Below are 24,038 nucleotides of genomic sequence, written 5' to 3' on the forward strand. Positions count from 1 at the left end.
GCACCAGGAGGCACCCCGCGATGTCGGTTCCCCAGCTCAGCGACGAGCAGCGCGGCGAGGAGATCCTCGCCGTCTTCGACACCGCCTTCGGCCGGCTGCTGGCCGCGGACCCGGCCGCGTTCCGGGTGAAGTTCCGCAAGATGGCCGCGAGCGCCTTCGCCTTCTACCGGGGCACGGCCAGCCTCTTCTACCACGACCTGGACGCGGAGAAGCGGGGCGGCCCGTACCTGGACGAGCGCACGTCGCGGGTGTGGGTGCACGGCGATCTGCACGCCGAGAACTTCGGCACCTATATGGACTCCAACGGCCGCCTGGTCTTCAACGTCAACGACTTCGACGAGGCGTACGTCGGCCCCTTCACCTGGGACCTCAAGCGCTTCGCCGCCTCCATCGCGCTGATCGGGTACGCGAAGGCGCTCAGCGACGAGCAGATCACCGAGCTGGTGACGGTCTACGCGGTCGCCTACCGCGAGCGCGTGCGCGCCCTGGCCACCGGCGCCAAGGACGACGAGGTGCCGCCCTTCACCCTGGACACCGCGCAGGGCCCGCTGCTGGACGCGCTGCGCGACGCCCGCTCGCTGACCCGGTTCGGGCTGCTGGAGTCGATGACGGAGATCCGCGACTTCGAGCGCCGGTTCGCGCCGGGCGGCGGCTCCGTCGAGCTGGACGCGGCCACCCGGTACAAGGTGCTGGCCGCCTTCGACGGCTACCTGGAGACGCTCCCGGAGACCTCGCTGGCCCGCCCGGAGTCGTACCGGGTGAAGGACGTCGTGGGCAGGCGGGGCATCGGCATCGGCTCGGCCGGGCTGCCCTCGTACAACATCCTGCTGGAGGGGGCCACGGACGCCCTGGAGAACGATGTGGTGATCTACATCAAGCAGGCCCAGACCCCGGCCGTCTCCCGGCACATCACGGACCCGGCGATCAGCGGCTACTTCCAGCACGAGGGCCACCGCACGGTGATCTCCCAGCGCGCCCTGCAGGCGCACGCCGACCCGTGGCTGGGCTGGACCGAGCTGGACGGCGCGGGCCAGCTGGTCGCCGAGATCTCGCCGTACGCGGTCGACCTGGACTGGGGCGACATCGACGACCCGGAGGAGATCGCTGCCGTCGTCGCCGACCTCGGCCGGGCCACGGCCACGATGCACGCGGCGGCGGACGCGACCACCTCGGGCGAGTCCCTGGTGCCGTTCTCCACCGAGCGGGCCATCGACGCCGCGCTCGCGGCCGACGAGGAGGGCTTCGCGCCCCTGCTGGTGGACTTCGCGCACGCGTACGGCGCCCGTGCGCGCGCCGACCACCAGATCTTCCTGGACCTGTTCCGCAACGGCCGGATTCCGGGTCTGTAGCCGCCACGGGACCGCTCACGGACCCCTGAAGGCCCCTTACGGGTGCCTCACAGCGGTCCGTGACACACTCTCCTCTCGCTATGGACATATCCGGGACCCAGCTCAGAGCCGTGCGCGCGGCGCTGTTCACGGCCTTCACCGTGACGCTCAGCACCGCGTCGCACGTGCTGCTGTCCCGGTCCCCGCTGCCGGCGGCGACCGTGCTCGCGGTCGCCGCCGGGGTGTTCGTCACCGCGTACGCGCTGGCGGGCCGCGAGCGCGGCTTCGGCCCCGTCGCGGCCCTGCTGATCCCGCTGGAGCTGGCCGCCGACACGGTGTTCACCACCGGCCAGCACGCCTGCTACGGCCGGGCCGGCGGCCCGGTCACCGGCCCGCTGCACGCGGTGGGCCTGGACCTGCTGTGCCGGGGCGGCGCCCTGGGCGGCCCGCTGGCACGCGTCTCCGGCGGCCCGGAGCGCGCGAGCGCGCTGCTCGCGCACGCGGACCCGGCCGCCGCCTGGCTGCTGCTCGCCGCGCACATCGGGGTGGGGCTGCTGGCCGCCGCCTGGCTGCGCCGGGGCGAGCGGGCCCTGGCCGAGCTGGTGCGGGCGGTCGCCGCGACCACGTTCCGGCCGCTGCTGCTCGCGGTGGCCGCGGGGACGGTCCGGCCGGCCCCGGCCCCCCGGATGCCGCGCCGCAACCCGCGTCCGGCCGCCGCGCGGATACTGCTCCTCGCGCACTCCCTGGGACGGCGCGGACCGCCGTGCTCCGTCGCCCTCGCCCGCCCCTGAGCGGGGTCCGAGCGACACCGACAGCACGACCCAGTTCCCCACACGTATCTCGCGTACACACGTACCTCGCGTACGGCATGTGCGCGTCCCCTATGGAGATCACCACTATGAGCAAGCGGAACACCCAGGCGGCGAAGACGGCGGCGCGTGAGCGGCTGCGTCAGGAGCGCGAGCGCCAGGCCAAGCGGGACAAGGTGAAGCGGCAGGCGATCGTCGGCCTGTCGGTGGTGGCGGTGCTCGCCGCCGCGGGCGGCATAGGCTACGCCGTCGTCCAGGGCAACAAGCCGAGCGGCTGGGAGGCGGCGAAGAAGGCCACCTTGGTCAAGCCCGCGCACACCACGGGCAAGGACGGCACGACCGTCGTCATCGGCAAGGACAGCGCCAAGAAGACCCTCGCCCTGTACGAGGACCCGCGCTGCCCGGTCTGCGCCCAGTTCGAGCAGGCGTCCGGCGCCACGGTGGACAAGGACGTCGCGGACGGCAAGTACAAGGTCCAGTACATCGGCGCGACCTTCATCGACGACAACATCCCGGGCGAGGGCTCCAAGAACGCGCTCAGCGCGCTGGGCGCGGCCCTGAACGCCGACCCGGAGGCGTTCCTGAAGTACAAGTCGGCGCTCTACTCGGCGAAGTACCACCCCGACGAGCAGGACGACAAGTTCAAGAGCGACGACTACCTGATCAAGGTGGCCGACACCGTGCCCGCGCTCAAGGGCAACGCGGCCTTCCAGAAGGCCGTGAAGGACGGCACCTACGACAAGTGGGCGCTGGTGATGAGCGAGAAGTTCAACGCGGACGGCAAGAAGTACGGCTTCCAGGGCACGCCGACGCTGATGATGGACGGCAAGAAGGTCACGGGCTCCGACGGCCAGAACGCGCCGATGACGCAGCCCGAGTTCGTCACCGCGATCGGCAAGGCCCTCAAGGGCTGATCCCCGGCCGGGTGCCGGGGACCGCGTGAAGAGCGGGCGAACTTTCGGAGTTCGCCCGCCCTTTGCGCATACCGATCAGTAACCTGATCGGCCGTGACCAGTCCACACAGATCCGTCGAGGCCGCTCCGGCCCGCAACACCCTTGCGCCCAGCCGCCGTACGGTCGTCAAGGCCGCGGCGGCCACCGCCGTCCTGGCCGGGCCGCTCGCCGCCGCGCTCCCGGCCCGCGCCGTCACCGCCGTCCCCGTCTTCCGGCACGGTGTCGCCTCCGGCGACCCGCTGCCCGACGGCGTCCTGCTCTGGACGCGGGTGACCCCGGTGCCCGAGGCCCTGCCCGGCTCCGGCGTCGGCCCGGACACCGAGGTCGGCTGGGTCGTCGCCCGCGACAAGGCGTTCACCTCCGTGGTCGCCACCGGCTCCACCACCGCCACCGCGGCCACCGACCACACGGTGAAGGCCGACATCCGCGGCCTTCAGCCGGGCACCGACTACTGGTTCCGCTTCACCAGCGGCGGCGCCGACTCCCCCGTGGCCCGCACCCGCACCGCGCCCGCCGCCGACGCCGCCGTACCCTCCCTGCGCTTCGGCGTGGTGTCCTGCGCCAACTGGGAGGCCGGCCACTTCTCCGCCTACCGCCATCTCGCGGCCCGCGGCGACCTGGACGCCTGGCTGCACCTGGGCGACTACATATACGAGTACGGCACCGGCGAGTACGGCACCCGGGGAACCGTCGTACGCCCGCACTCCCCCGCGCACGAGATCCTCACCCTGGCCGACTACCGCGTCCGGCACGCCACGTACAAGACCGACCCCGACCTCCAGGCGCTGCACCTGGCCGCGCCGGTCGTCGCCATCTGGGACGACCACGAGTTCGCGGACAACGCCTGGTCGGGCGGCGCGGCCAACCACACCGAGGGTGCCGAGGGCGCGTGGGCGGCCCGTCAGGCGGCCGCGAAGCAGGCGTACTTCGAGTGGATGCCGGTCCGCCCGGCTCTCGCGGGCACCACGTACCGCAGGCTGCGCTTCGGCAAGCTGGCCGATCTGTCCCTGCTGGACCTGCGCTCGTTCCGCTCCCAGCAGGCGAACACCGCCTCCGGCTCGGTCGACGACCCGGACCGCACGCTCACCGGGCGGGCCCAACTGGACTGGCTGAAGGCCGGGTTGAAGGCGTCGGACACCAAGTGGCGGCTGGTCGGCAACTCGGTGATGATCTCGCCGTTCGCGGTGGGCGCGCTCTCCGCCGAGCTGCTCCGGCCGCTGGCGAAGCTGCTCGGGCTGCCGCAGGAGGGCATCGGCATCAACACCGACCAGTGGGACGGCTACACCGACGACCGACGCGAACTCCTGGCCCACCTCAAGGCCAACGCCATCGGCAACACCGTCTTCCTGACCGGTGACATCCACATGGCGTGGGCCAACGACGTGCCTTACGACGCGGGGACCTACCCGCTGTCGGCGTCGGCGGCCACGGAGTTCGTGGTCACCTCGCTCACCTCGGACAACCTCGACGACATCGTGAAGGTGCCCGAGGGCAGCGTCTCGGCCGTCGCCGCACCGGTCATCCAGGCAGCCAACCGGCACGTCCACTGGGTCGACACCGACCGCCACGGCTACGGCGTCCTCGACATCACCGCCGAGCGGGCGCAGATGGACTACTACGTGGTCTCCGACCGCACCAACCCCAACGCCACGTCGGCGTGGGCGCGTTCGTACCGCACCCGCAGCGGCACCCAGAAGGTCGAGCGGAGCTACAGCCCGGTGTAGGGGCCGCTCACAGACTGTCGAGGAAGCCGAGCGCCACCCGCCAGGTGGCCTCGGCGGCCTCGGCGTCGTAGTCGGGCAGGTCCCGGTCCATGTAGAGGTGGCCGGCGCCGGGGTAACGGTAGACCTCCACGTCCGCGCCGGCGCGGCCCATCTGGAGATACCAGGCGCTCAGCCAGTCGTCCGTCTCGAACGGGTCCGGCTCGGCCACGTGCAACTGCACCGGCAGTTCGTCCACATGGGCGTTCGCCGCGATGTCCGAGGTTCCCTGGAGGAGCAGCAGCCCGCACGCCTTGTCGTCGCCGAGGGCGAGGGTCTGCGCGATGGAGCCGCCGAGCGAGAACCCCGAGTAGACCAGCCCGCGTTCGGAGTAGGGGGCGACGGCCAGCACGGCCCGCTTGAGGAGTTCCTCCGTGCCCACCGACTGCTGGTACTCCATGCCTTCCTCGACCGAGTCGAAGGTGCGGCCCTCGAAGAGGTCCGGCGTCCACACCTCGTGACCGGCCGCGCGCAGGCGGTCCGCCGCGTCGCGCACCGCGGGGGTGAGCCCGTAGGCCGAGTGAAAGAGCATGATGTTCATGCCCCCATGGTGCCAGCCGCACCAGGTCAGGTCCGTCCCGGCGCGGCCCGTCTACCCAGGCGGGCGCGGAACACACAGGTTCATGACGCCGCGTGGCGGTTACGTTCCCTCTCATGGAGAACGTCATCCGGCCCCTGGCCGTGGTCGGCGGTGCCGTCGCGCTCACCGTGCTGCTCGGCTGGGCCACCGACCTGCTGCTGCGCAAGGCCGACGAACGGCACGGCGAGACCCCGCTCTGGGACTTGCTGCGCCGTTGCCGCATCCCTTACCAGCTCGTCCTGCTCGCCGCCCTGCTCAGAGGCTCCTACGACCAGATGCCCGGCTTGCGCGAACACCGGGTGGGCATCGGGCAGACCCTGACCCTGGTGCTGATCGGGTCGACGGCCTGGCTGCTCATCGGCATCGCGGGAGCCGTCGTCGAGACCTCCTACTCCCGGTACGCGCGCGCCCACCGGGACTCCGCGCGGGTCCGCCGGGTGCGTACCCAGGTGACGCTGATCATGCGGGTCGTGTCCGCGACGGTCGGCGTGGTGGCGGTCGCGGCGATGCTGCTGACGTTCCCGGAGATGCGCGCGGCCGGTGCCTCGCTGCTGGCCTCCGCCGGCATCCTCGGCATCGTGGCGGGCGTGGCCGCCCAGTCGACGCTGGCCAACCTGTTCGCCGGGCTCCAGATCGCCTTCGGCGACATGGTGCGCATCGGCGACACCGTGGTGGTGGACGGCGAGTGGGGCACCGTCGAGGAGATCACCCTGACCTTCCTGACGGTGCGGACCTGGGACGAGCGCCGGATCACCATGCCGGTCTCGTACTTCACCTCGCGCCCGTTCGAGAACTGGTCGCGGGGCACGCCGCAGATGACCGGCACCGTCTTCTGGTACCTCGACCACAGTGCGCCGGTGGAGGCGATGCGGGAGAAGCTCCGCGACATCCTGCGCCACTGCGCGGCCTGGGACGGCCGCGCCTACGGCCTGGTCGTGACCGACACGACCCCCAACACCATCGAGGTGCGGGCCCTGGTGACCGCGAAGGACGCGGACGACATCTGGACGGTCCGGGTCACGGTCCGCGAGCAGATGATCGCGTGGCTGTCCGCCGAGCACCCGTACGCGCTCCCCCGCGTCAACACCTCCGACGCGGCGCAGGCCCCGTCCCGGATCCCCTCCCCCGACCGGGCCACCCTGCGCAAGGCGTACGAGTTCCCCCGCACCGGCCGCGTCTAGCGGGCCGGAGGAGCCGGGGGCGGCTCAGCGCAGGCTGCGTACGTCGAGATGGCGCAGCACCCGGTCCACGATCTCCGGGTCCGCCCCCGGCTCGCTGCGGGCCGCAAGCACCTCGTGGCGGGCTGCGCTCATCATCTCCGACTGGATCTGCCGCACCCGCTTCAGGCGCCGGGCCCGCTTCTGGTGGGCCTCCCGGCGCTCCTCCTCGCCCATGTCGGGGCTGATGCGGATGCCGATGTCGTAGGCGCGCCGCAGCATCTGCTCGGAGAGCTCCTCCGGCAGATCCTCGACCTGCTCGATCTCCCGCAGCTTGCGCCGCGCGGCCTTGGTGGCGCGGACGGCGAGATCCTTCTCGAAGTCCTTCTCCCGCTCGGAGTCGGCCTTCACCCCGAGCTTGCGCACCAGCCGGGGCAGGGTGAGTCCCTGGAGCACCAGGGTGGCGATGATCACCCCGAAGGCGATGAAGACGATGATGTCCCGGTCCGGGAAGGGCGACCCGTCCTCGGTGGTGAGCGGGATGGCGAGGGCCAGCGCCACCGAGGCCACCCCGCGCATCCCGGACCACCACATCACGACGGTCTCCCGCCAGCCGACCGGGATCTCCTCGTCGATGTCCCGCCGGGCGTGCAGCCGCTTGGTCAGCCAGGTCGCGGGCAGCAGCCACAGCAGCCGGACCAGGATCACCACGGCCGCGACCGCCGCGGCCCAGCCGATCAGCTCGCTCCAGCGGCCGGAGGCGGTGCGGACGGCGTTGTGCAGTTCGAGACCGATCAGCCCGAAGGCGACGCCGGTGACGAGGGTGTCGATGATGTCCCAGAAGGTGTGCCCGGCGAGCCTGGTCATCACGTCGTCGGCGTCGGTGGCGTACTCGGCGAGGAACAGGGCGGTGGTGAGCACCGCGAGCACGCCCGAGCCGTGCAGCTCCTCGGCGAGCACGTAGGAGGCGTACGGCACCAGCAGGGTGAGGCCGATCTGGAGGGTGGCGTCGCCCAGCAGGGACATCAGCTTGTTGGCGCCCCAGCCGAGGACCAGGCCGATGACGAGGGCGACGACCGCGGAGAGCACCAGGTCGAGACCGGCCTCCCAGGGCGAGAACTCACCGCTGATCGCGGCCGCGATGGCCACGTGGTAGAGCACGATCGCGGTGACGTCGTTGAACAGCCCCTCGCCCTCCAGGATGGAGACCAGGCGGCGCGGCAGCCCGAGCTGCCCGGCGACGGCGGTCGCGGCGACCGGGTCGGGCGGCGCGATCAGCGCGCCGAGAGCCACCGCGGCGGCGACCGGCAGGCCCGGCACCATGGCGTGGGCGACCGCGGCCACACAGATCGTGGTCACGAAGACCAGGGCGACGGCCAGCAGGAAGATCGGCCGGACGTTCGCCGCGAACTGCCGCCAGGAGGTGCGCCGCACGGCCGCGTAGAGCAGGGGCGGCAGCAGGGCGGGCAGGATCAGGTCGGGCGGGATGTCGACGTTGGGCACGAAGGGCAGTACGGCGAGCGCCCCGCCGAACAGCGTCATCAGCACCGGCGCGGGCAGTCCGAAGTATTCGCCCACCGGGACGCTCACCAGGGCGGCGAGCAGGATCACGAACAACAGGGCCAGCTGATCCACGTAGTGCGCTCCGGAGGTAAACGATCACCGCAAGCCTCCAGCCTGCCACGCCGACCGCTTCAGGCCGGTCAACGGCCCGCCCTCGTACGGCAGTCCTACGCGGGCCCGAGCGGGCGGCGCATCGCCCGGTGCGCGATCCCGGCGTCCTGGAACTCGGGGCCGTACGCCGTGTAGCCGAGGCGCTCGTAGAAACCGAGGGCCTGGGTCTGGGCGTGCAGGTCGACGGCGGTGAGGCCGAGATCCCGGGCCGCGTCCTCGATGGCCCGCACCAGGGCCACGCCGACGCCGAGGCCGCGCGCCCGCCGGGTCACCGCGAGCCGGCCCAGCGAGCCCACCGAGGCGTCCCCGCCGGTCTTGGCGGCGGCCGCCTCCGCGTGCAGCAGCCGGCCGGTGCCGAGCGGCACACCGTCCTCGCCCATCGCCAGTACGTGCACGGCCGTGGCGTCGTACGCGTCGTACTCGATGTCCTGCGGGACGCCCTGCTCACCGACGAACACGTCCTCGCGCACCGCGAAGCACGCCTCACGGTCGGCGGGGTCCTCGGCGACGCGGACGGTGTACGGCGCGCTCACGCGTACGTCTCCTCCCGGACCCGGTCGAGGGCCCGGCTGAGGTCGTCGGGGTAGTCGCTCTCGAACTCCACCCACTGGCCGTCCGCCGGGTGCTCGAAGCCGAGCCGGACCGCGTGCAGCCACTGGCGTTCCAGCCCCAGCCGCTTGGAGAGCGTGGGGTCGGCGCCGTAGGTCAGGTCGCCGACGCAGGGGTGGCGGTGGGCGGACATGTGGACGCGGATCTGGTGGGTGCGGCCCGTCTCCAGCTTCACGTCCAGCAGGGAGGCGGAGCGGAACGCCTCGATGAGGTCGTAGTGGGTCACCGACGGCTTGCCCTCGGCGATGACGGCCCACTTGTAGTCGTGCTGGGGGTGACGGCCGACGGGGGCGTCGATGGTGCCGCTCATCGGGTCCGGGTGGCCCTGGACGAGGGTGTGGTAGCGCTTGTCGACCGTGCGCTCCTTGAACTGGCGCTTGAGCGAGGTGTACGCGCGCTCGGACTTGGCGACCACCATCAGCCCGGAGGTGCCGACGTCGAGCCGGTGCACGATGCCCTGGCGCTCGGCGGCACCGGAGGTGGAGATCCGGTACCCGGCGGCGGCGAGACCGCCGATGACGGTCGTGCCGGACCAGCCGGGCGAGGGGTGCGCGGCCACGCCGACGGGCTTGACGATGACGACCAGGTCATCGTCGTCGTACACGATCTCCATGCCCTCGACCGGCTCGGCGACCAGCTGCACCGGGGCGGGTGCCTGCGGCATCTCGACCTCCAGCCAGGCCCCGCCGTGCACCCGCTCGGACTTGCCGACCACGGCGCCGTCGACCTGGACCTTGCCGGCCGCGGCCAGCTCCGCCGCCTTGGTGCGGGAGAAGCCGAACATCCGGGAGATGGCGGCGTCGACACGCTCGCCCTCCAGGCCGTCGGGCACGGGCAGGGTTCGGATCTCGGGAATCGTGCTCACCCGTCGAGTATGCCGGACGGGCGGGAAGGCGCCGAACGAGCCTGTGGAAAACCGGTGCGGGAGGGGCGTCAGTCCTTGTGGACGGTGCCGTCCGGGTCCAGGCCGCGGAAGGACAGCAGCACGATCAGGATGCCGCCGCACACGATCGCGGAGTCCGCCAGGTTGAACACGGCGAAGCCGCGGGGCGCGATGAAGTCGACGACCTCGCCCTGGAAGACGCCTGGGGCGCGGAAGATCCGGTCGGTGAGGTTGCCGAGAGCACCGCCGAGCAGCAGGCCGAGCGCGATGGCCCAGGGGGTGCTGTAGAGCTTGCGGGCCAGCCGGATGATCACCACGATCACGGCGGCCGCGATCACCGTGAAGATGATCGTGAAGGCCGCGCCGAAGCCGAAGGCGGCACCGGGGTTGCGGATGGCGTGCAGCTCCAGGAGGTCCCCGACGAGCTGGATCGGGGCCTGATGCTCCAGCTTCGCCACCACCAGCAGCTTGCTGCCGAGGTCGAGGGCGTAGGCGAACACGGCCACCGCGAAGAGCACGGCGATCCGGCGGCCGCGCCCGGTCCGCTGCGGGCCGGACCCGGCGGGCGCGGCGGCCGGGGGCCGCTCGCCGCTGTCTTCCGGGGTGTCCGGCGTACCGATGATGCGCTCCGCCTCTGCCACGTGAGTCCCTCAACCTAGGTGCCTGACTGAGGAGAGAGTACGGCACACCCCCCACGGCGGCGGAGAGCGGACCCGGAGGTCAGGAGCGGCGTTCCTGCTTCTGCTTGCACTCCACGCACAGGGTGGCCCTGGGGAACGCCTGCATGCGGGCCTTGCCGATGGGGTTGCCGCAGCTTTCGCACAGGCCGTAGGTGCCCGCGTCCAGCCGTTCGAGGGCGCGCTCGGTCTGGGTGAGCATCTCGCGTGCGTTGGCGGCGAGGGCCAGCTCGTGCTCGCGGGTGATGTTCTTGCTGCCGGTGTCGGCCTCGTCGTCGCCCGCGCCGTCCGCCGAGTCGCGCATCATGCCGACCAGGGACGCCTCGGAGGTGGAGATCTCCGTGTCCAGCCGCACCGCCTCGGTGGCCAGCTCCGCGCGCGCCTCGGCGACCTCCTTCGGGGTCCAGGGGTCCTCGCCGGGGCGTACGGCCAGGTCACCGGGTTCGGCGGCGGCCAGGCGCGCCTTGGGCAGGGCGCCCTGCTCCGCCGTGGCCGTGCCAGGGGTCTTCTTCGCAACCACCCTCGTGGCTCCCGTCTTCTTGGCCGTGCTCTTCTCGGCGCTCTTCTCGGCCGCCTTCTTGGTGGCGGCTTTCTTGGTCGCTGTCTTCTTCGTAGCCGTCTTCTTGGCGACCGTCTTCTTGGTGGCCGTCTTCTTGGCGGCCGCTTTCCTGGCCGTCGTGCCCTGGGGGGTCGCCGCCTCGGCGGCGGTGGCCTTGGCGGCCGTCCTTCTGGGAGTCACCGTCTCGCCGCCCGTCTTCTCACCGGCCGCCCGCCCAGCGGACGCCTTCCTGGCAGTGGTCTTCCCCGCGCCGTCCTTGCGGACCGGCGCGGAACTCTTCGGGGCCCCGGCAGCCGCCGGCGTCTTCTTGGCGGGAGCCTTCCCGGCAGCGGCCTTCTTGCCTACCGCCTTCTCGTCCGTGCTCTTCCTGGCAGCCGTCTGCTTCCCGGCCGCGGCCTTTCCGGGCGCCTTCTCCGCGGGCGCCCCCTTGGCAGCCGCCTTCTTCCCGGCCGCAGGCGTCCTGGCCCGCCCGCTCCCCCTTTCCGCCGAACCGCCGGAAGTCTTCTTCGCCACCATGGCCGCGGCCCCTTCACATACGTGAGATTGCAGGCGAATCGTGCTGGGACGATAAATCGACTTGAGTCCCGCGGCAACGGGGCACGCCGCCCGATTCGCCCGCCCCGCGCCCCCCGCGCAGCAGACCTGCATCCGTTGTGCCCAGCTCCCCGGCCCGTAACCCGCCACCCCCGGCCTCGCCGCCATTCGGGTCGGACCCCGCCGGAAAAAGCGGTCGGCCGCTGTCCGTGCGGCGCCGTACACTGGGCGGAGCGAGAAGCGTGGATGGGGACGAGTAGCGTCGTATCGCAGCCCAGAGCGAGCCGGGGTCGGTGGAAGCCCGGTGGCGAGCGCGATGTGAAGATCACCCCGGAGCCGCCGGAAGAAAGCCCCTGCCACTGGGCGGGGGCGAGTAGACCCGGCCGCGACCCCAATGAGGGGGCTCACCGCCGTGCGGCGCACGACGGGGGCCAAGGAGGGTGGTACCGCGGGAGCGCGCCGCACACGGCGTGGACAGATCGAAGCTCTCGTCCCTCCGACGGAAGGCAGCAAGTTCCGTTGGAGGATGCTCGCAGATGACAGCGCCGACGTACCGCCAGGTGCCCGCCCAGGTCGACCTGCCCGCGCTTGAGCACGCGGTGCTCGACTTCTGGCGCGACCAGAAGATCTTCGCCAAGACCCTGGAGCAGTCCGAGGGCCGCCCCGAGTGGGTGTTCTACGAGGGCCCGCCGACCGCGAACGGCATGCCGGGCGCCCACCACATCGAGGCCCGCGTCTTCAAGGACGTCTTCCCCCGCTTCCGCACCATGCGCGGCTACCACGTCGGCCGCAAGGCCGGCTGGGACTGCCACGGCCTGCCGGTCGAGCTGGCGGTCGAGAAGGAGCTGGGCTTCGCCGGCAAGAAGGACATCGAGGCGTACGGCATCGCCGAGTTCAACGCCAGGTGCCGCGAGTCGGTGACCCGGCACACGGACGCCTTCGCCGAGCTGACCACCCGCATGGGGTACTGGACGGATCTCGAGGACCCGTACCGCACGATGGACCCCGAGTACATCGACTCGGTCTGGTGGTCGCTGAAGCAGATCTTCGACAAGGGCCTGCTGGTCCAGGACCACCGCGTCGCCCCCTGGTGCCCCCGCTGCGGCACCGGCCTCTCCGACCACGAGCTGGCCCAGGGCTACGAGACGGTCGTGGACCCCTCCGTCTACGTCCGCTTCCCGCTCACCTCCGGCCCGCTCGCCGGCGAGGCGTCCCTGCTGGTGTGGACGACGACCCCGTGGACCCTGGTGTCCAACACGGCCGTCGCCGCCCACCCCGACGTCACGTACGTCGTCGCCACCGACGGCACGGAGAAGGTCGTCGTCGCCGAGCCGCTGCTCGCCAAGGCCCTCGGCGAGGGCTGGGAGCCCACCGGCCAGTCCTTCACCGGCGCCGAGATGGAGCGCTGGACCTACCAGCGCCCCTTCGAGCTGGTGGAGTTCCCCGAGCCCGCGCACTACGTGGTCAACGCGGAGTACGTCACCACCGAGGACGGCACCGGTCTGGTCCACCAGTCCCCCGCCTTCGGCGCGGACGACCTCCTGGTCTGCCGCGCCTACGGCCTGCCCGTGGTCAACCCGGTCCGCCCCGACGGCACCTTCGAGGAGGACCTGCCGCTGGTCGGTGGCGTCTTCTTCAAGAAGGCCGACGAGAAGCTCACCGAGGACCTCGGCGAGCGCGGTCTGCTCTTCCGCCACCTGCCCTACGAGCACAGCTACCCGCACTGCTGGCGCTGCCACACCGCGCTGCTGTACTACGCCCAGCCGTCCTGGTACATCCGCACCACCGCCGTCAAGGACCGGATGCTCGCGGAGAACGAGGGCACCAACTGGTTCCCGGAGACGGTCAAGCACGGCCGCTTCGGCGACTGGCTGAGCAACAACATCGACTGGGCGCTGTCCCGCAACCGCTACTGGGGCACCCCGCTGCCCGTCTGGCGTTGCGACAACGACCACCTCACGGTCGTCGGCTCCCGCGCCGAGCTGAGCGAGCTGACCGGCACCGACCAGTCGGGCCTGGACCCGCACCGCCCGTACATCGACGCGGTGACGTTCCCCTGCCCCGAGTGCGGTGACACGGCCACGCGCGTGCCCGAGGTCATCGACGCCTGGTACGACTCGGGCTCGATGCCGTTCGCGCAGTGGGGCTACCCGCACAAGAACAAGGAGCTGTTCGAGAGCCGGTACCCGGCGCAGTTCATCTCCGAGGCGATCGACCAGACCCGCGGCTGGTTCTACACCCTGATGGCCATCGGCACCCTGGTGTTCGACGAGTCCTCCTACGAGAACGTCGTGTGCCTCGGCCACATCCTCGCCGAGGACGGCCGCAAGATGTCCAAGCACCTGGGCAACACCCTGGAGCCCATCCCGCTCATGGACCAGCACGGCGCGGACGCGGTGCGCTGGTTCATGGCGGCCGGCGGTTCGCCCTGGGCGGCCCGCCGGGTCGGCCACGGCACCATCCAGGAGGTCGTCCGCAAGACGCTCCTGACGTACTGGAACACCGTCGCCTTCCAGGCGCTGTACGCCCGCACCTCCGGCTGGGCGCCGAGCGAGGCGGACCCGGCCCCGGCCGACCGCCCGCTGCTGGACCGCTGGCTGCTGTCCGAACTCCACGCCCTCACCGACCAGGTGACCCAGGCCCTGGAGGCGTACGACACCCAGCGCGCCGGCAAGCTGCTCTCCGCCTTCGTGGACGACCTGTCGAACTGGTACGTGCGCCGCTCGCGCCGCCGGTTCTGGCAGGGAGACAAGGCCGCGCTGCGCACGCTGCACGAGGTGGTCGAGACGGTCACCCAGCTGATGGCACCGATCACCCCGTTCATCGCCGAGCGGGTCTGGCAGGACCTCGTCGTGCCGGTGACCCCGGACGCCCCGGAGTCCGTCCACCTGTCCAGCTGGCCCGAGGCGGACCTGTCGGCGATCGACCCCGAGCTGTCGAAGCGGATGGTCCTGGTCCGGCGTCTGGTGGAGCTGGGCCGCGCCACGCGTGCCGAGTCGGGCGTCAAGACGCGTCAGCCGCTCTCCCGTGCCCTGGTCGGCGCGGCCGGCTTCGACACCCTCGGCCCGGAGCTGCGCGCCCAGATCACCGAGGAGCTGAACGTCGAGTCCCTGGCCTCGCTGTCCGAGGTCGGCGGCTCCCTGGTGGACACCACCGCCAAGGCCAACTTCCGTGCGCTGGGCAAGCGGTTCGGCAAGCGGGTGCAGGACGTGGCCAAGGCGGTCGCCGCCGCCGACGCCGCCGCGCTGTCGCTGGCGCTGCGCGAGGGCACGGCCTCGGTCGAGGTCGACGGGGAGACGGTGACGCTCGCCCCGGACGAGGTGATCATCACGGAGACCCCGCGCGAGGGCTGGTCGGTGGCGTCCGACTCCGGCGCCACGGTCGCGCTGGACCTGGAGATCACCGAGGAGCTGCGGCAGGCGGGCTTCGCGCGTGACGCGATCCGGCTGATCCAGGAAGCCCGCAAGAACAGCGGCCTGGACGTCGCGGACCGTATCGCCCTGCGCTGGACCGCGACGGACCCCGAGGTCCTCGCGGCGCTCGCCGAGCACTCGGCTCTGATCGCGGACGAGGTCCTGGCGACCGACTTCGCCCAGGGCGAGGCGGACGGGACGTACGGCGATGCCTTCACGGACGAGGGTCTGTCCCTGACGTTCCGCCTTCGCAAGGCGTAGCGCCAACCTCAACGGCGGCTGTCCGCAAGCGTGCTGCTTGCGGACAGCCGCCGTTGTGCTGTGCCGAGCTGGACCAAGTCGCCCCTGCCGCTGTCAACACGCGTAAAACAGGGCGGGCCCCGGACCGAAGTCCGGGGCCCACCCTGAACGCTGCCGACGCCTAAGGCGTACTAGTGGCCGTGCGCGGCCGTCAGTTGTCGTCCTCGTCGATCAGGAACCCGCGCATCGGCGAGGGAGCCTGACCCATCGGGGACGGGCCCTGCGGCCGGACCGGAGCCATCGGCTGGGTCATGGCCGGCGTCATCTGCTGCTGGCCGCCGTAGGACGGGCCGGCGGGCGACTGGGGGCCGCCCATGCCCTGGTTGCCGCCGCCGTAGGACGGGGCACTCGCGCCGGCCGGAGCCATCGAGGGCGCCGGGGACGGCGGGAGGGACGCGGCGGCCGGAGTGCGCGGCGGAGCGAGCGAGTCGTCGGCCTGGGTCTCCAGCTGACGCAGCTGCGACTCCAGGTACGACTTCAGACGCGTCCGGTACTCGCGCTCGAAGCCGCGCAGGTCCTCGACCTTGCGCTCCAGCGTGGCGCGCGCGGACTCCAGGGAGCCCATGGCCACGCGGTGCTTCTCCTGCGCGTCCCGCTCCAGGGCGTCGGCCTTGGCACGGGCGTCGCGCTCCAGACCCTCGGCGCGGCTGCGGGCCTCACCGACGATCTTGTTGGCCTCGGAACGGGCCTCGGCGATCGCCTGGTCGGCGGTCTGCTGGGCCAGCGAGAGGACACGCGCGGCGCTGTCGCCGCCGGGGCCACCCTGACCGGGCATGCCGGGGCCGCCCATCGGACCGCCCATGGGGCCGCCCATCTGCTGCTGCATGGGCGGCTGACCGCCCATCGGACCCTGGCCCATCGGACCGGGACCCTGACCCATGGGACCGGGGCCCTGGCCCATCGGACCCTGACCCATAGGACCTTGGCCCATCGGACCGGGACCCATCTGGCCCTGGCCCATCTGTCCCTGACCCTGACCCATCGGACCGGGGCCCATCTGGCCCTGGCCCATGGGGCCGGGACCCTGCGGGCCGCCCTGTCCGCCGGGACCGGCGGGGAGCTGCGGGGCACCGCTCGGCAGCTGGGGCGGGCCACCCATGGGGCCACCCATCTGCTGCTGCGGCGGGCCCGATATCCCGGCGGGCACCGGGGCGCCCGGACCGCGCATGCCCTGCTGCTGCTGGTCCTGCTGGTCCGGGGGCTTGCGCATGTTCTGCTGGTTCTGCGCGGCGGCCCGCGTGGCGGCGGCCAGCTTGGCGCGCAGATCCTCGTTCTCGCGGAGAAGACGGGTCAGTTCGCCTTCGACCTCGTCGAGGAAGGCATCGACCTCGTCCTCGTCATAGCCTTCTCGGAGGCGGACGGTCGTGAACTGCTTGTTCCGCACGTCCTCGGGGGTCAACGGCATCTCTTCACCTCAACGTAGTCATCGGCAGTCGGCAAGACCGTATCGTCCACCCTCATCGCACGAAGCTCCCCGCCACGGAGATGAGGATGTAGACGATGATCATCAGGACGAAGAAGGACAGGTCGAGTGCCACGCCCCCGAGCCGCAACGGCGGGATGAACCGCCGCAGAAGCTTCAACGGTGGATCGGTGACAGTGTAGGTGGCCTCCAGTACGACCACCATCGCCTTGCCGGGTTGCCACGAGCGGGCGAACTGGAAGACGTAGTCCATGACCAGCCGGAAGATCAGGACGACGAGAAACACCATCAGCGCGATGTAGATCACCTGCGCGAACACGCTCATGGTTGTGCTTCCCTCTCCCCTGTTCCGTGCATCTTCCGGTGGTGCGTCTTCAGCTCTGGTTGAAGAACCCGCCCTCTGCGATGCGGGCCTTGTCCTCCGCCGTGACATCGACGTTAGCAGGAGACAACAGGAAGACCTTCTGCGTCACTCGTTCGATACTGCCGTGAAGTCCAAACACCAAACCTGCCGCAAAGTCGACAAGTCGCTTCGCATCCGTGTCGTCCATCTCGGTCAGATTCATGATCACCGGGGTGCCCTCGCGGAAGTGTTCCCCGATGGTACGGGCCTCGTTGTAGGTCCGCGGGTGCAGGGTGGTGATGCGGTACGGCTCTCGTTCCGACACGACCTTGGGCATGATCACCGGTGCGTTCTTCTCCAGGGACTGACGTTCTTGTGTGATGGACGCCACGGGCGCAATGCGCGCCGGGCGCCCCGATTCCGCGGTCAGCGCCGGGGAATGGGACACCGGTTCGCGTTGCGCCGGAGGCTGCACCACTCGCACCGATTCATCCCTTTGGGACACATGTGCACTGTGCGACTGGTGTGTCGGCTCGTGCCGTCGGTGGTCCCGCTCGGGCTCCGGGTCCAGTTCGGGCTCGAAGTCGTCGTCGGGGTCGAAACCCCGGCCGTCGTACCCATCGTCCTCCACGAGGCCGAGGTAGACCGCCATCTTGCGCATCGCGCCGGCCATGCTCTGAGTCCTCCGCTCTGTGGTGGATCGGGTGACGACTGCCAAGTGCCCGCGATCCACTCGGTCGTTGCGCCCGCTTTCGGCGGGCATTGACCATATTTTCTGCTGTGGTCCGACTTCTTGGCGACGTTACCCGAGCCTGGGGCGGACTCCGAGTACCGCGCTGCCGACGCGCACATGTGTCGCCCCGGCCGCGACGGCCTCCTCGAGGTCCGCGCTCATCCCTGCGGACACCATCGTCGCAGCAGGATGGGTCCGGCGCAGGTCGGTCGACAAATCCACGAGGCGTTCGAACGCGGCGCGTTCGCGTCCCGCGTACTCCCCGGTGAGGGGCGCGACGGTCATCAGGCCGTCCAGCCGCAGTCCGGGCGAGTCGGCGATCAGGCCGGCCAACTCCCCGATCCCGTCGGGTGCGATCCCGCCGCGCTCACCCCGGCCGCTCGCCCCCGCGTCCAGCGCGACCTGGATGAGACAGCCGATCTCGCGCCCGGTCCGCACGGCCTCCTTCGACAGCGCGGTGACGAGCCGGTCCCGGTCGACCGACTGCACGACATCGGCATAACCGGCCACGGAACGCACTTTGTTGGTCTGCAACTGGCCCACGAAGTGCCATTCCAGTGGCAGGTCCGCACACTCGGCGTGCTTCGGAGCCGCGTCCTGGTCGCGGTTCTCGGCGACCTGACGCACCCCCAGTTCCGCCAGGAGCCGTACGTCGTCGGCCGGGTAGGTCTTGGTGACCACGATCAGGGTCACCTCTTCCCGTGCCCGCCCCGCGGCCGCGCACGCGGCGGCGATGCGTTCCTCAACCTTCGCCAGATTCCCGGCGAGTTCGGTCCTACGGTCCGTCATGCTCCGTCAGTCCAGCCACACATAGCCGGCGAGCCGCCCCGTGGCGCGTTCGCGGCGGTACGAGAAGTGATCGTCAGACTCCCTTGTGCACACCGGCGATCGCTCCCGGTCGCGCACTCCGAGCCGGTCGAGCTGCGCGTGCACTCCGGCGCTCACATCGACGGCCGGAGTGCCCCAGCTCGTCTCGGCGTGCGCCGCCGGTTCGGCGGCGGCCACCTCGGCGCGCATCGCCTCCGGCACCTCGTAGCACCGGCCGCACACGGCGGGTCCGGTGCGGGCGACGATCCGGCCGGGCTCGGCGCCGAGTTCGGCCATGGCGCGTACGGCGGCCGGGACGACCCCGGCGAGCATGCCGGGCCGTCCCGCGTGTGCCGCCGCGACGACGCCCGCGACGGGGTCGGCGAGCAGGACCGGTACGCAGTCGGCGGTGAGGACCGCGAGGGCGAGTCCGCGCCGGGCGGTGACGATCGCGTCGACCTCCGGCACCGGGTGCTCGCCCCAGGGCTCGTCCACGACCGCCACCCCGGCGCCGTGCACCTGGTTCATCCAGACCACCCGCGCCGGGTCCACGCCCGTCGCCTTGGCGGCGAGTTCGCGGTTGGTCCGTACGGCGCCGGGGTCGTCGCCGACCGCGCCGCCGAGGTTGAGCTCCGCATACGGAGCGGCGCTCACCCCGCCCCACCTGTCGGTGAAGGCGAAGTGCGCGCCGCTCACGTGTCCGCGCTGTCCTATCACTTCAGGAAGTCCGGCACGTCCAGCTCCTCGGCCGCGCTGTCCGCGTAGGTACGGGACTGCGGCACCGGCGGGGCCACCGGGATCTCGACCACCGGCTCGGGGGTCGGCTCCGGCTCCTCCTTGGGGGTCACGCTGCCCAGCGAGCCGAAGCTCGGGCGGCTCTCCGGCTGCTGCTGACGCGGCGGAGCGGTCTCCTCCCGGCGCGGGGCGGAGGAGTTGGAGGAGGAGGTCGAACCGAGGACGTTGTCCCGGCGGGCGGGGGGCTGGCCGCCGTCGAAGCCGGCCGCGATCACGGTGACCCGCACCTCGTCGCCGAGGGCGTCGTCGATGACCGCGCCGAAGATGATGTTGGCCTCGGGGTGGGCGGCCTCGCTGACCAGCTGGGCGGCCTCGTTGATCTCGAACAGGCCGAGGTCGGAGCCGCCGGAGATGGAGAGCAGGACGCCTCGGGCGCCGTCGATGGACGCCTCCAGCAGCGGCGAGGAGATCGCCATCTCGGCGGCGGCCACCGCGCGGTCGTCGCCGCGGGCCGAGCCGATGCCCATGAGGGCCGAACCGGCCTCGGACATGACCGACTTGACGTCGGCGAAGTCGAGGTTGATCAGACCGGGGGTGGTGATGAGGTCGGTGATGCCCTGGACACCGGAGAGCAGGACCTGGTCGGCGGACTTGAACGCGTCCAGGACCGAGACCTGGCGGTCCGAGATGGACAGCAGCCGGTCGTTGGGGATCACGATGAGGGTGTCGACCTCTTCGCGCAGCTCGGCGATGCCGTCCTCGGCCTGGTTGGCGCGGCGCCGTCCCTCGAAGGTGAACGGGCGCGTGACCACGCCGATGGTGAGGGCGCCCAGCGAGCGGGCGATGTTGGCCACGACGGGCGCGCCGCCGGTGCCGGTGCCGCCGCCCTCACCGGCGGTCACGAAGACCATGTCGGCCCCCTTGAGGACCTCCTCGATCTCTTCGCGGTGGTCCTCGGCGGCCTTCCGGCCGACGGCCGGGTTGGCGCCGGCGCCGAGTCCGCGGGTGAGTTCACGGCCGACGTCCAGTTTGACGTCGGCGTCGCTCATCAACAGCGCCTGGGCATCGGTGTTGATGGCGATGAACTCGACGCCCTTGAGGCCGACCTCGATCATCCGGTTGATGGCATTGACACCACCGCCGCCGACACCGATGACCTTGATGACTGCGAGGTAGTTCTGCGGTGCTGCCACGTCGAAGGCCTCTCGCCTCGAATTACGTTGTCGCGCCGGGCGGTTCCCCGACCGGGACGACGGATGCCGAATTGGGACGGTCCGAACGCCGACCCGAACCCTAACGCTGAAGTTTAGGGTTACCAGTGTGTCTGTTCCCTGGAGTCTTCTGAACAGGACACTAAGTCGACAAGCGGCGCCCGTTCAACGAACACGCCGAACCTCCCGTTTTTCTTTTCACCCTATGTGATCAGCCGTAGCAGTGCCCAACCAGGGTGCTGGCCTGCGCTGATGTGCGTCAACTCCCCGCTGACGCGGGGGCGGTGGGCACGCTCACATCGAAGTGCCGGGCACCTGGAGCTGCTTTCATGAGAGCTGTGAGGGCCCGTGCCTTGGCGCGGCCCTGCTCCCCGCTCCCCCACTCCACGGTGCGTCCGTGCCCCAACTCCAGGGTGATGGCGTCGAAGGAGCCGACCCGGACGGTCCCGGTGTCCCTGGCGACGGCGGGCGGGAGACTGCCGGCCACCCGGACCGCCTCGCGCACGAGACGTCCGGTGCCGAAGCGACGCAGGCTGGCGGCACCCGATCCCTTGCGGGACGCGGCGAGTTCGAGCATCGGTACACCCCTGGGCGCCTTCCCCGCGGTGGCGAAAGGTACGCCCTCTTTGTCGATCTCGGTGAACTTGCCGTTCTCGCGCGCGAGCAGCACCGGGGTGCGCTCGGTGACCTTCAGGGTGATGCCGTGCGGCCAGGACCGGGCGACCTCGACGGTGTCGATACGACGCAACTTCCCCCGCAGGCGCGCCTCCACGGCGTCGGTGCCGACCGAGGCCAGCGGGGCGCCGACCGGCACGGCGGCGGCGTCGCGGACCTCGGCGGGGGTGAGCACCTGGGTGCCGGAGACCGAGACGTACCGTACGCGCAGCCACTCGGAGCCGTAGAGCACCCAGACGGAACCGGCGCCCACCAGGACCAGCAACACGGCCGACATGATGATCATACGAAGCCGGGGGCGCCCCAATTGACGGACGAGCGGCGGGCCGGCCGACTCCTGCTGGCGTTCACCGCGCTCGGCGGTGGTCGAACCGGCCACGCTCGCTGTCCCTTCGTCGTGACGTGCCTAACGGCTGGAGGCGATGGCCTCGTACACCATGCCGACGAGCAGGTCGTCGGCGTCCCGGCGGCCGAACTCACCGGCGGCGCGGGACATCTCGTAGAGACGGTGCGGGTCGGCGAGGACGGGGAGCACGTTCTGCTGCACCCACTCCGGCGTCAGTTCCGCGTCGTCCACGAGGAGTCCGCCGCCCGCCTTGACCACCGGCTGGGCGTTCAGCCGCTGTTCGCCGTTGCCGATGGGCAGCGGGACGTAGGCGGCCGGGAGCCCGACGGCGGTGAGTTCGGCGACGGTCATCGCGCCCGCGCGGCAGAGCATCATGTCGGCCGCGGCGTACGCGAGGTCCATCCGGTCCAGGTAACTTACCGGGATGTACGGGGGCATCCCCGGCATCTGCTGCACCTGCGGCAGTTCGTTCTTCGGGCCGACCGCGTGCAGGATCTGGATGCCTGCCTGCTGGAGCCAGGGCGCGACCCGCTGGACGACCTCGTTGAGGTGCCGGGCGCCCTGCGAGCCGCCGGAGACCAGCAGCGTGGGCAGGTTGGGGTCCAGGCCGAAGCGGGCGCGGGCCTCGGGGCGTACCGCCGCACGGTCCAGGGTGGCGATGGAGCGGCGCAGCGGGATGCCGATGTAGCGGGCGTCACGCAGCTTGCTGTCGGGCGTGGAGACGGCGACCCGTGCCGCGTAGCGGGAGCCGATCTTGTTGGCCAGGCCGGGGCGGGCGTTGGCCTCGTGGATCACGATGGGCACGCCGAGGCGCTTGGCGGCCAGGTAGCCGGGCAGCGCGACATAGCCGCCGAAGCCGACCACCGCGTCGGCCTTGGTGCGCTCCAGGATCTGCTCGGCGGCCTTGATCGTGCCGCGCAGCCGCCCCGGCACGGTGATCAGCTCGGGTGTGGGCTTGCGCGGCAGCGGGACCGCCGGGATCAGCGCCAGCTCGTAGCCGCGCTCCGGGACGAGCCGGGTCTCAAGTCCGCGCTCCGTGCCCAGGGCCGTGATCCCCACGGTGGGGTCCTGCCTGCGCAGGGCGTCCGCGAGGGCGAGCGCGGGCTCGATGTGGCCCGCGGTACCCCCGCCGGCGAGTACGACATGCACCGAAATTCACCGCTCTCCGGACGAACGCGCCGCCGAGGCACGCCGTCGCATCGTGTTCCATCTCCGTGGCACCCGCTCGGCGCGGGAGCCTGCCGCCCGCTTTCTGCCGAAGCGGGGTTGCCGCATCGCGAGTGCCGCCCGCGCACCGGGCTCGTCACGCGCGAAGGCGATCAGCAGTCCGATGGCGAACATGGTCGGCAGCAGGGCGGACCCTCCGTAGGAGAACAGCGGGAGCGGGACGCCGGCGATCGGCAGCAGGCCGAGCACCGCACCGATGTTGATCACCGCCTGGGCGATGATCCACGTCGTCACGCCTCCCGCGGCGTACCTCACGAAGGGGTCCTCCGTGCGTCCGGCCACGCGGATACCCGCATAGCCTAGAGCCGCGAACAGGGCCAGTACCGACAGCGTGCCCGCCAGACCCAGTTCCTCACCTGTGACGGCGAAGATGAAGTCCGTGTGGGCTTCGGGGAGTTGTCCCCATTTCTCCACGCTGGCACCCAGCCCGGAACCGAAGATCCCCCCCGAGGCCAGGGCGTAGATGCCGTGTACGGCCTGCCAGCAGTCGGCGGCGCCCGCCTTGGGCTCGGTGGCGCCGATGCAGGCGAGCCGGGCCATCCGGTTGGGGCTGGTCTTGATGAGGATCACACCGATCAGCGCCGCCACCGACAGCACCCCGGCGAAGAGCCGGGTCGGGGCTCCGGCGAGCCAGAGCAGGCCGAAGAGGATCGCGGTGAGGATGATCGCGGTGCCCATGTCTCCGCCGAGCATGATCAGCCCGAGCAGCAGGAAGGCGACCGGCACCAGTGGGACCAGCATGTGCTTCCACTGGGCCAGCAGCTTCTTGTCCTGCTTGCGGGCGATCAGGTCGGCGCCCCACAGCACCAGGGCGAGCTTGCCGAACTCGCTGGGCTGGATCTGGAAGGAGCCGCCGAGCGAGATCCAGTTCCGGTTGCCGTTGACCGACATCCCTATCCCCGGCACCTGCACCAGGGCCATGGAGAACACGGCGGCGGCCAGGATCGGGTAGGCCAGTGCCCGGTGCAGCCTCACCGGCATCCGGGAGGCGGCGAACAGCAGCGCGCCGCCGATGAGCGCGGCGAGGAACTGCTTGCGGAAGAAGAACGAGCCGGGCAGCGAGAGCTGCAACGCGGTGATCTGGGAGGCCGAGTAGACCATCACCAGACCCAGGACGGTGATCAGCATGCTGCCGCCCAGGATCAGGTAGTAGGCGGTCAGCGGCCGGTCCCACGCCTTGCTCGCACGGGTGCGCAGGCGTCGTACGGGGTTGTCGCGCGCGATCCTCAGGGGTGCGGGACGGGCCGCCCGCTGTACGGGCGGCCGTCCGGTACGGCTACTGGGCATCAACGCCTCCGCTG

The 24,038-nt window shown here is 71.2% G+C and carries 21 protein-coding genes; 6 read left to right on the forward strand and 15 right to left on the reverse strand.

Translation table 11 applies throughout. The features are described from left to right. Positions 1–20: 20 nt before the first annotated feature. The 4 genes from ACIGA3_RS01375 (at position 21) to ACIGA3_RS01390 (ending at position 4,815) form a co-directional block, all read left to right on the forward strand. Positions 21–1,349 (forward strand): DUF2252 domain-containing protein, encoded by a 1,329-nt coding sequence (locus ACIGA3_RS01375; protein WP_399709090.1) that lies wholly within the window; start codon positions 21–23, stop codon positions 1,347–1,349. Between the two features lie 80 nt (positions 1,350–1,429). Further along, the gene (locus ACIGA3_RS01380; protein ID WP_399709092.1) at positions 1,430–2,119 is read left to right on the forward strand and encodes a hypothetical protein; all 690 of its coding nucleotides are present in this window, start codon (positions 1,430–1,432) and stop codon (positions 2,117–2,119) included. Between the two features lie 107 nt (positions 2,120–2,226). Beyond that, positions 2,227–3,051 (forward strand): thioredoxin domain-containing protein, encoded by an 825-nt coding sequence (locus tag ACIGA3_RS01385; protein WP_399709095.1) that lies wholly within the window; start codon positions 2,227–2,229, stop codon positions 3,049–3,051. Positions 3,052–3,144: 93 nt separating this feature from the next. Continuing rightward, positions 3,145–4,815 carry an alkaline phosphatase D family protein gene (locus ACIGA3_RS01390; protein ID WP_399709098.1) on the forward strand — a complete coding sequence of 557 codons (1,671 nt, stop codon included), beginning with the start codon at positions 3,145–3,147 and terminating at the stop codon, positions 4,813–4,815. A gap of 7 nt (positions 4,816–4,822) precedes the next feature. Here the strand turns inward: ACIGA3_RS01390 and ACIGA3_RS01395 are convergent, their stop codons facing one another. Next, positions 4,823–5,392, reverse strand: coding sequence for a dienelactone hydrolase family protein (locus tag ACIGA3_RS01395; protein ID WP_399709102.1), 570 nt, complete (start codon positions 5,390–5,392; stop codon positions 4,823–4,825). Between the two features lie 113 nt (positions 5,393–5,505). Here ACIGA3_RS01395 and ACIGA3_RS01400 point away from each other — a divergent pair, with 113 nt between their 5' ends. Next, positions 5,506–6,612 carry a mechanosensitive ion channel family protein gene (locus ACIGA3_RS01400; RefSeq protein ID WP_399709105.1) on the forward strand — a complete coding sequence of 369 codons (1,107 nt, stop codon included), beginning with the start codon at positions 5,506–5,508 and terminating at the stop codon, positions 6,610–6,612. A gap of 24 nt (positions 6,613–6,636) precedes the next feature. Here ACIGA3_RS01400 and ACIGA3_RS01405 read toward each other — a convergent pair whose 3' ends face one another. The 5 genes from ACIGA3_RS01405 to ACIGA3_RS01425 all read right to left on the reverse strand — a co-directional run bounded on the left by ACIGA3_RS01405 (position 6,637) and on the right by ACIGA3_RS01425 (position 11,506). Continuing rightward, entirely contained in the window at positions 6,637–8,223 is a 1,587-nt protein-coding gene (locus ACIGA3_RS01405; RefSeq protein ID WP_399709108.1) for a Na+/H+ antiporter, read from the reverse strand. A gap of 95 nt (positions 8,224–8,318) precedes the next feature. Beyond that, on the reverse strand, positions 8,319–8,795 hold the full coding sequence (locus tag ACIGA3_RS01410) for a GNAT family N-acetyltransferase (protein ID WP_399709110.1): 477 nt from the start codon (positions 8,793–8,795) through the stop codon (positions 8,319–8,321). Continuing rightward, entirely contained in the window at positions 8,792–9,736 is a 945-nt protein-coding gene (locus ACIGA3_RS01415) for an RluA family pseudouridine synthase (protein ID WP_399709113.1), read from the reverse strand. Before ACIGA3_RS01415 ends, ACIGA3_RS01410 begins: the two co-directional genes overlap by 4 nt. A 68-nt stretch (positions 9,737–9,804) precedes the next feature. Further along, a complete protein-coding gene (gene lspA, locus ACIGA3_RS01420) occupies positions 9,805–10,395 on the reverse strand; it encodes a signal peptidase II (RefSeq protein WP_399709116.1) in 591 nt (196 codons plus the stop codon). Between the two features lie 79 nt (positions 10,396–10,474). Next, positions 10,475–11,506: a TraR/DksA family transcriptional regulator gene (locus tag ACIGA3_RS01425; RefSeq protein WP_399709119.1), complete on the reverse strand. Its 1,032-nt coding sequence runs from the start codon at positions 11,504–11,506 to the stop codon at positions 10,475–10,477. Between the two features lie 554 nt (positions 11,507–12,060). Between ACIGA3_RS01425 and ileS the strand changes: the two genes are divergently transcribed. Further along, positions 12,061–15,198: an isoleucine--tRNA ligase gene (ileS, locus tag ACIGA3_RS01430; RefSeq protein ID WP_399709121.1), complete on the forward strand. Its 3,138-nt coding sequence runs from the start codon at positions 12,061–12,063 to the stop codon at positions 15,196–15,198. A gap of 190 nt (positions 15,199–15,388) precedes the next feature. Here ileS and ACIGA3_RS01435 read toward each other — a convergent pair whose 3' ends face one another. The 9 genes from ACIGA3_RS01435 to ftsW form a co-directional block, all read right to left on the reverse strand. Further along, positions 15,389–16,642 carry a DivIVA domain-containing protein gene (locus tag ACIGA3_RS01435; protein WP_399709123.1) on the reverse strand — a complete coding sequence of 418 codons (1,254 nt, stop codon included), beginning with the start codon at positions 16,640–16,642 and terminating at the stop codon, positions 15,389–15,391. 52 nt (positions 16,643–16,694) lie between these two features. Further along, entirely contained in the window at positions 16,695–16,985 is a 291-nt protein-coding gene (locus tag ACIGA3_RS01440) for a YggT family protein (protein ID WP_030347861.1), read from the reverse strand. 49 nt (positions 16,986–17,034) lie between these two features. After that, positions 17,035–17,676, reverse strand: a complete 642-nt coding sequence (gene sepF / locus ACIGA3_RS01445; protein ID WP_161146522.1) for a cell division protein SepF — start codon at positions 17,674–17,676, stop codon at positions 17,035–17,037. Between the two features lie 129 nt (positions 17,677–17,805). After that, a complete protein-coding gene (locus ACIGA3_RS01450) occupies positions 17,806–18,525 on the reverse strand; it encodes a YggS family pyridoxal phosphate-dependent enzyme (RefSeq protein ID WP_399709128.1) in 720 nt (239 codons plus the stop codon). Between the two features lie 6 nt (positions 18,526–18,531). After that, a complete protein-coding gene (gene pgeF / locus ACIGA3_RS01455; RefSeq protein ID WP_399709131.1) occupies positions 18,532–19,260 on the reverse strand; it encodes a peptidoglycan editing factor PgeF in 729 nt (242 codons plus the stop codon). Continuing rightward, complete coding sequence (gene ftsZ, locus ACIGA3_RS01460) at positions 19,257–20,471, reverse strand: cell division protein FtsZ (RefSeq protein ID WP_399709134.1); 1,215 nt, start codon at positions 20,469–20,471, stop codon at positions 19,257–19,259. The genes pgeF and ftsZ overlap by 4 nt, the downstream gene beginning before the upstream one ends. Positions 20,472–20,748: 277 nt before the next feature. Further along, on the reverse strand, positions 20,749–21,543 hold the full coding sequence (locus ACIGA3_RS01465; protein WP_399709137.1) for a cell division protein FtsQ/DivIB: 795 nt from the start codon (positions 21,541–21,543) through the stop codon (positions 20,749–20,751). A 27-nt stretch (positions 21,544–21,570) separates the two neighbouring features. Beyond that, positions 21,571–22,659 (reverse strand): undecaprenyldiphospho-muramoylpentapeptide beta-N-acetylglucosaminyltransferase, encoded by a 1,089-nt coding sequence (gene murG, locus ACIGA3_RS01470; RefSeq protein ID WP_217462717.1) that lies wholly within the window; start codon positions 22,657–22,659, stop codon positions 21,571–21,573. Between the two features lie 6 nt (positions 22,660–22,665). Beyond that, a complete protein-coding gene (gene ftsW, locus ACIGA3_RS01475; RefSeq protein ID WP_399709140.1) occupies positions 22,666–24,024 on the reverse strand; it encodes a putative lipid II flippase FtsW in 1,359 nt (452 codons plus the stop codon). Positions 24,025–24,038 lie beyond the last annotated feature (14 nt).

Origin of the sequence: Streptomyces sp. NPDC085596 (assembly GCF_044541565.1) — a bacterium.
Taxonomy (GTDB): Bacteria; Actinomycetota; Actinomycetes; order Streptomycetales; family Streptomycetaceae; genus Streptomyces.

What these genes read in the sequence shown, in the direction of transcription:
- ACIGA3_RS01375 (WP_399709090.1), top strand. Translation starts at nt 21, where the DNA reads ATGTCGGTTCCCCAGCTCAGCGACGAGCAGCGCGGCGAGGAGATCCTC.
- ACIGA3_RS01380 (WP_399709092.1), top strand. Translation starts at nt 1,430, where the DNA reads ATGGACATATCCGGGACCCAGCTCAGAGCCGTGCGCGCGGCGCTGTTC.
- ACIGA3_RS01385 (WP_399709095.1), top strand. Translation starts at nt 2,227, where the DNA reads ATGAGCAAGCGGAACACCCAGGCGGCGAAGACGGCGGCGCGTGAGCGG.
- ACIGA3_RS01395 (WP_399709102.1), bottom strand. Translation starts at nt 5,392, where the DNA reads ATGAACATCATGCTCTTTCACTCGGCCTACGGGCTCACCCCCGCGGTG.
- ACIGA3_RS01400 (WP_399709105.1), top strand. Translation starts at nt 5,506, where the DNA reads ATGGAGAACGTCATCCGGCCCCTGGCCGTGGTCGGCGGTGCCGTCGCG.
- ACIGA3_RS01425 (WP_399709119.1), bottom strand. Translation starts at nt 11,506, where the DNA reads ATGGTGGCGAAGAAGACTTCCGGCGGTTCGGCGGAAAGGGGGAGCGGG.
- ileS (WP_399709121.1), top strand. Translation starts at nt 12,061, where the DNA reads ATGACAGCGCCGACGTACCGCCAGGTGCCCGCCCAGGTCGACCTGCCC.
- ACIGA3_RS01435 (WP_399709123.1), bottom strand. Translation starts at nt 16,642, where the DNA reads ATGCCGTTGACCCCCGAGGACGTGCGGAACAAGCAGTTCACGACCGTC.
- ACIGA3_RS01440 (WP_030347861.1), bottom strand. Translation starts at nt 16,985, where the DNA reads ATGAGCGTGTTCGCGCAGGTGATCTACATCGCGCTGATGGTGTTTCTC.
- sepF (WP_161146522.1), bottom strand. Translation starts at nt 17,676, where the DNA reads ATGGCCGGCGCGATGCGCAAGATGGCGGTCTACCTCGGCCTCGTGGAG.
- ACIGA3_RS01450 (WP_399709128.1), bottom strand. Translation starts at nt 18,525, where the DNA reads ATGACGGACCGTAGGACCGAACTCGCCGGGAATCTGGCGAAGGTTGAG.
- ftsW (WP_399709140.1), bottom strand. Translation starts at nt 24,024, where the DNA reads ATGCCCAGTAGCCGTACCGGACGGCCGCCCGTACAGCGGGCGGCCCGT.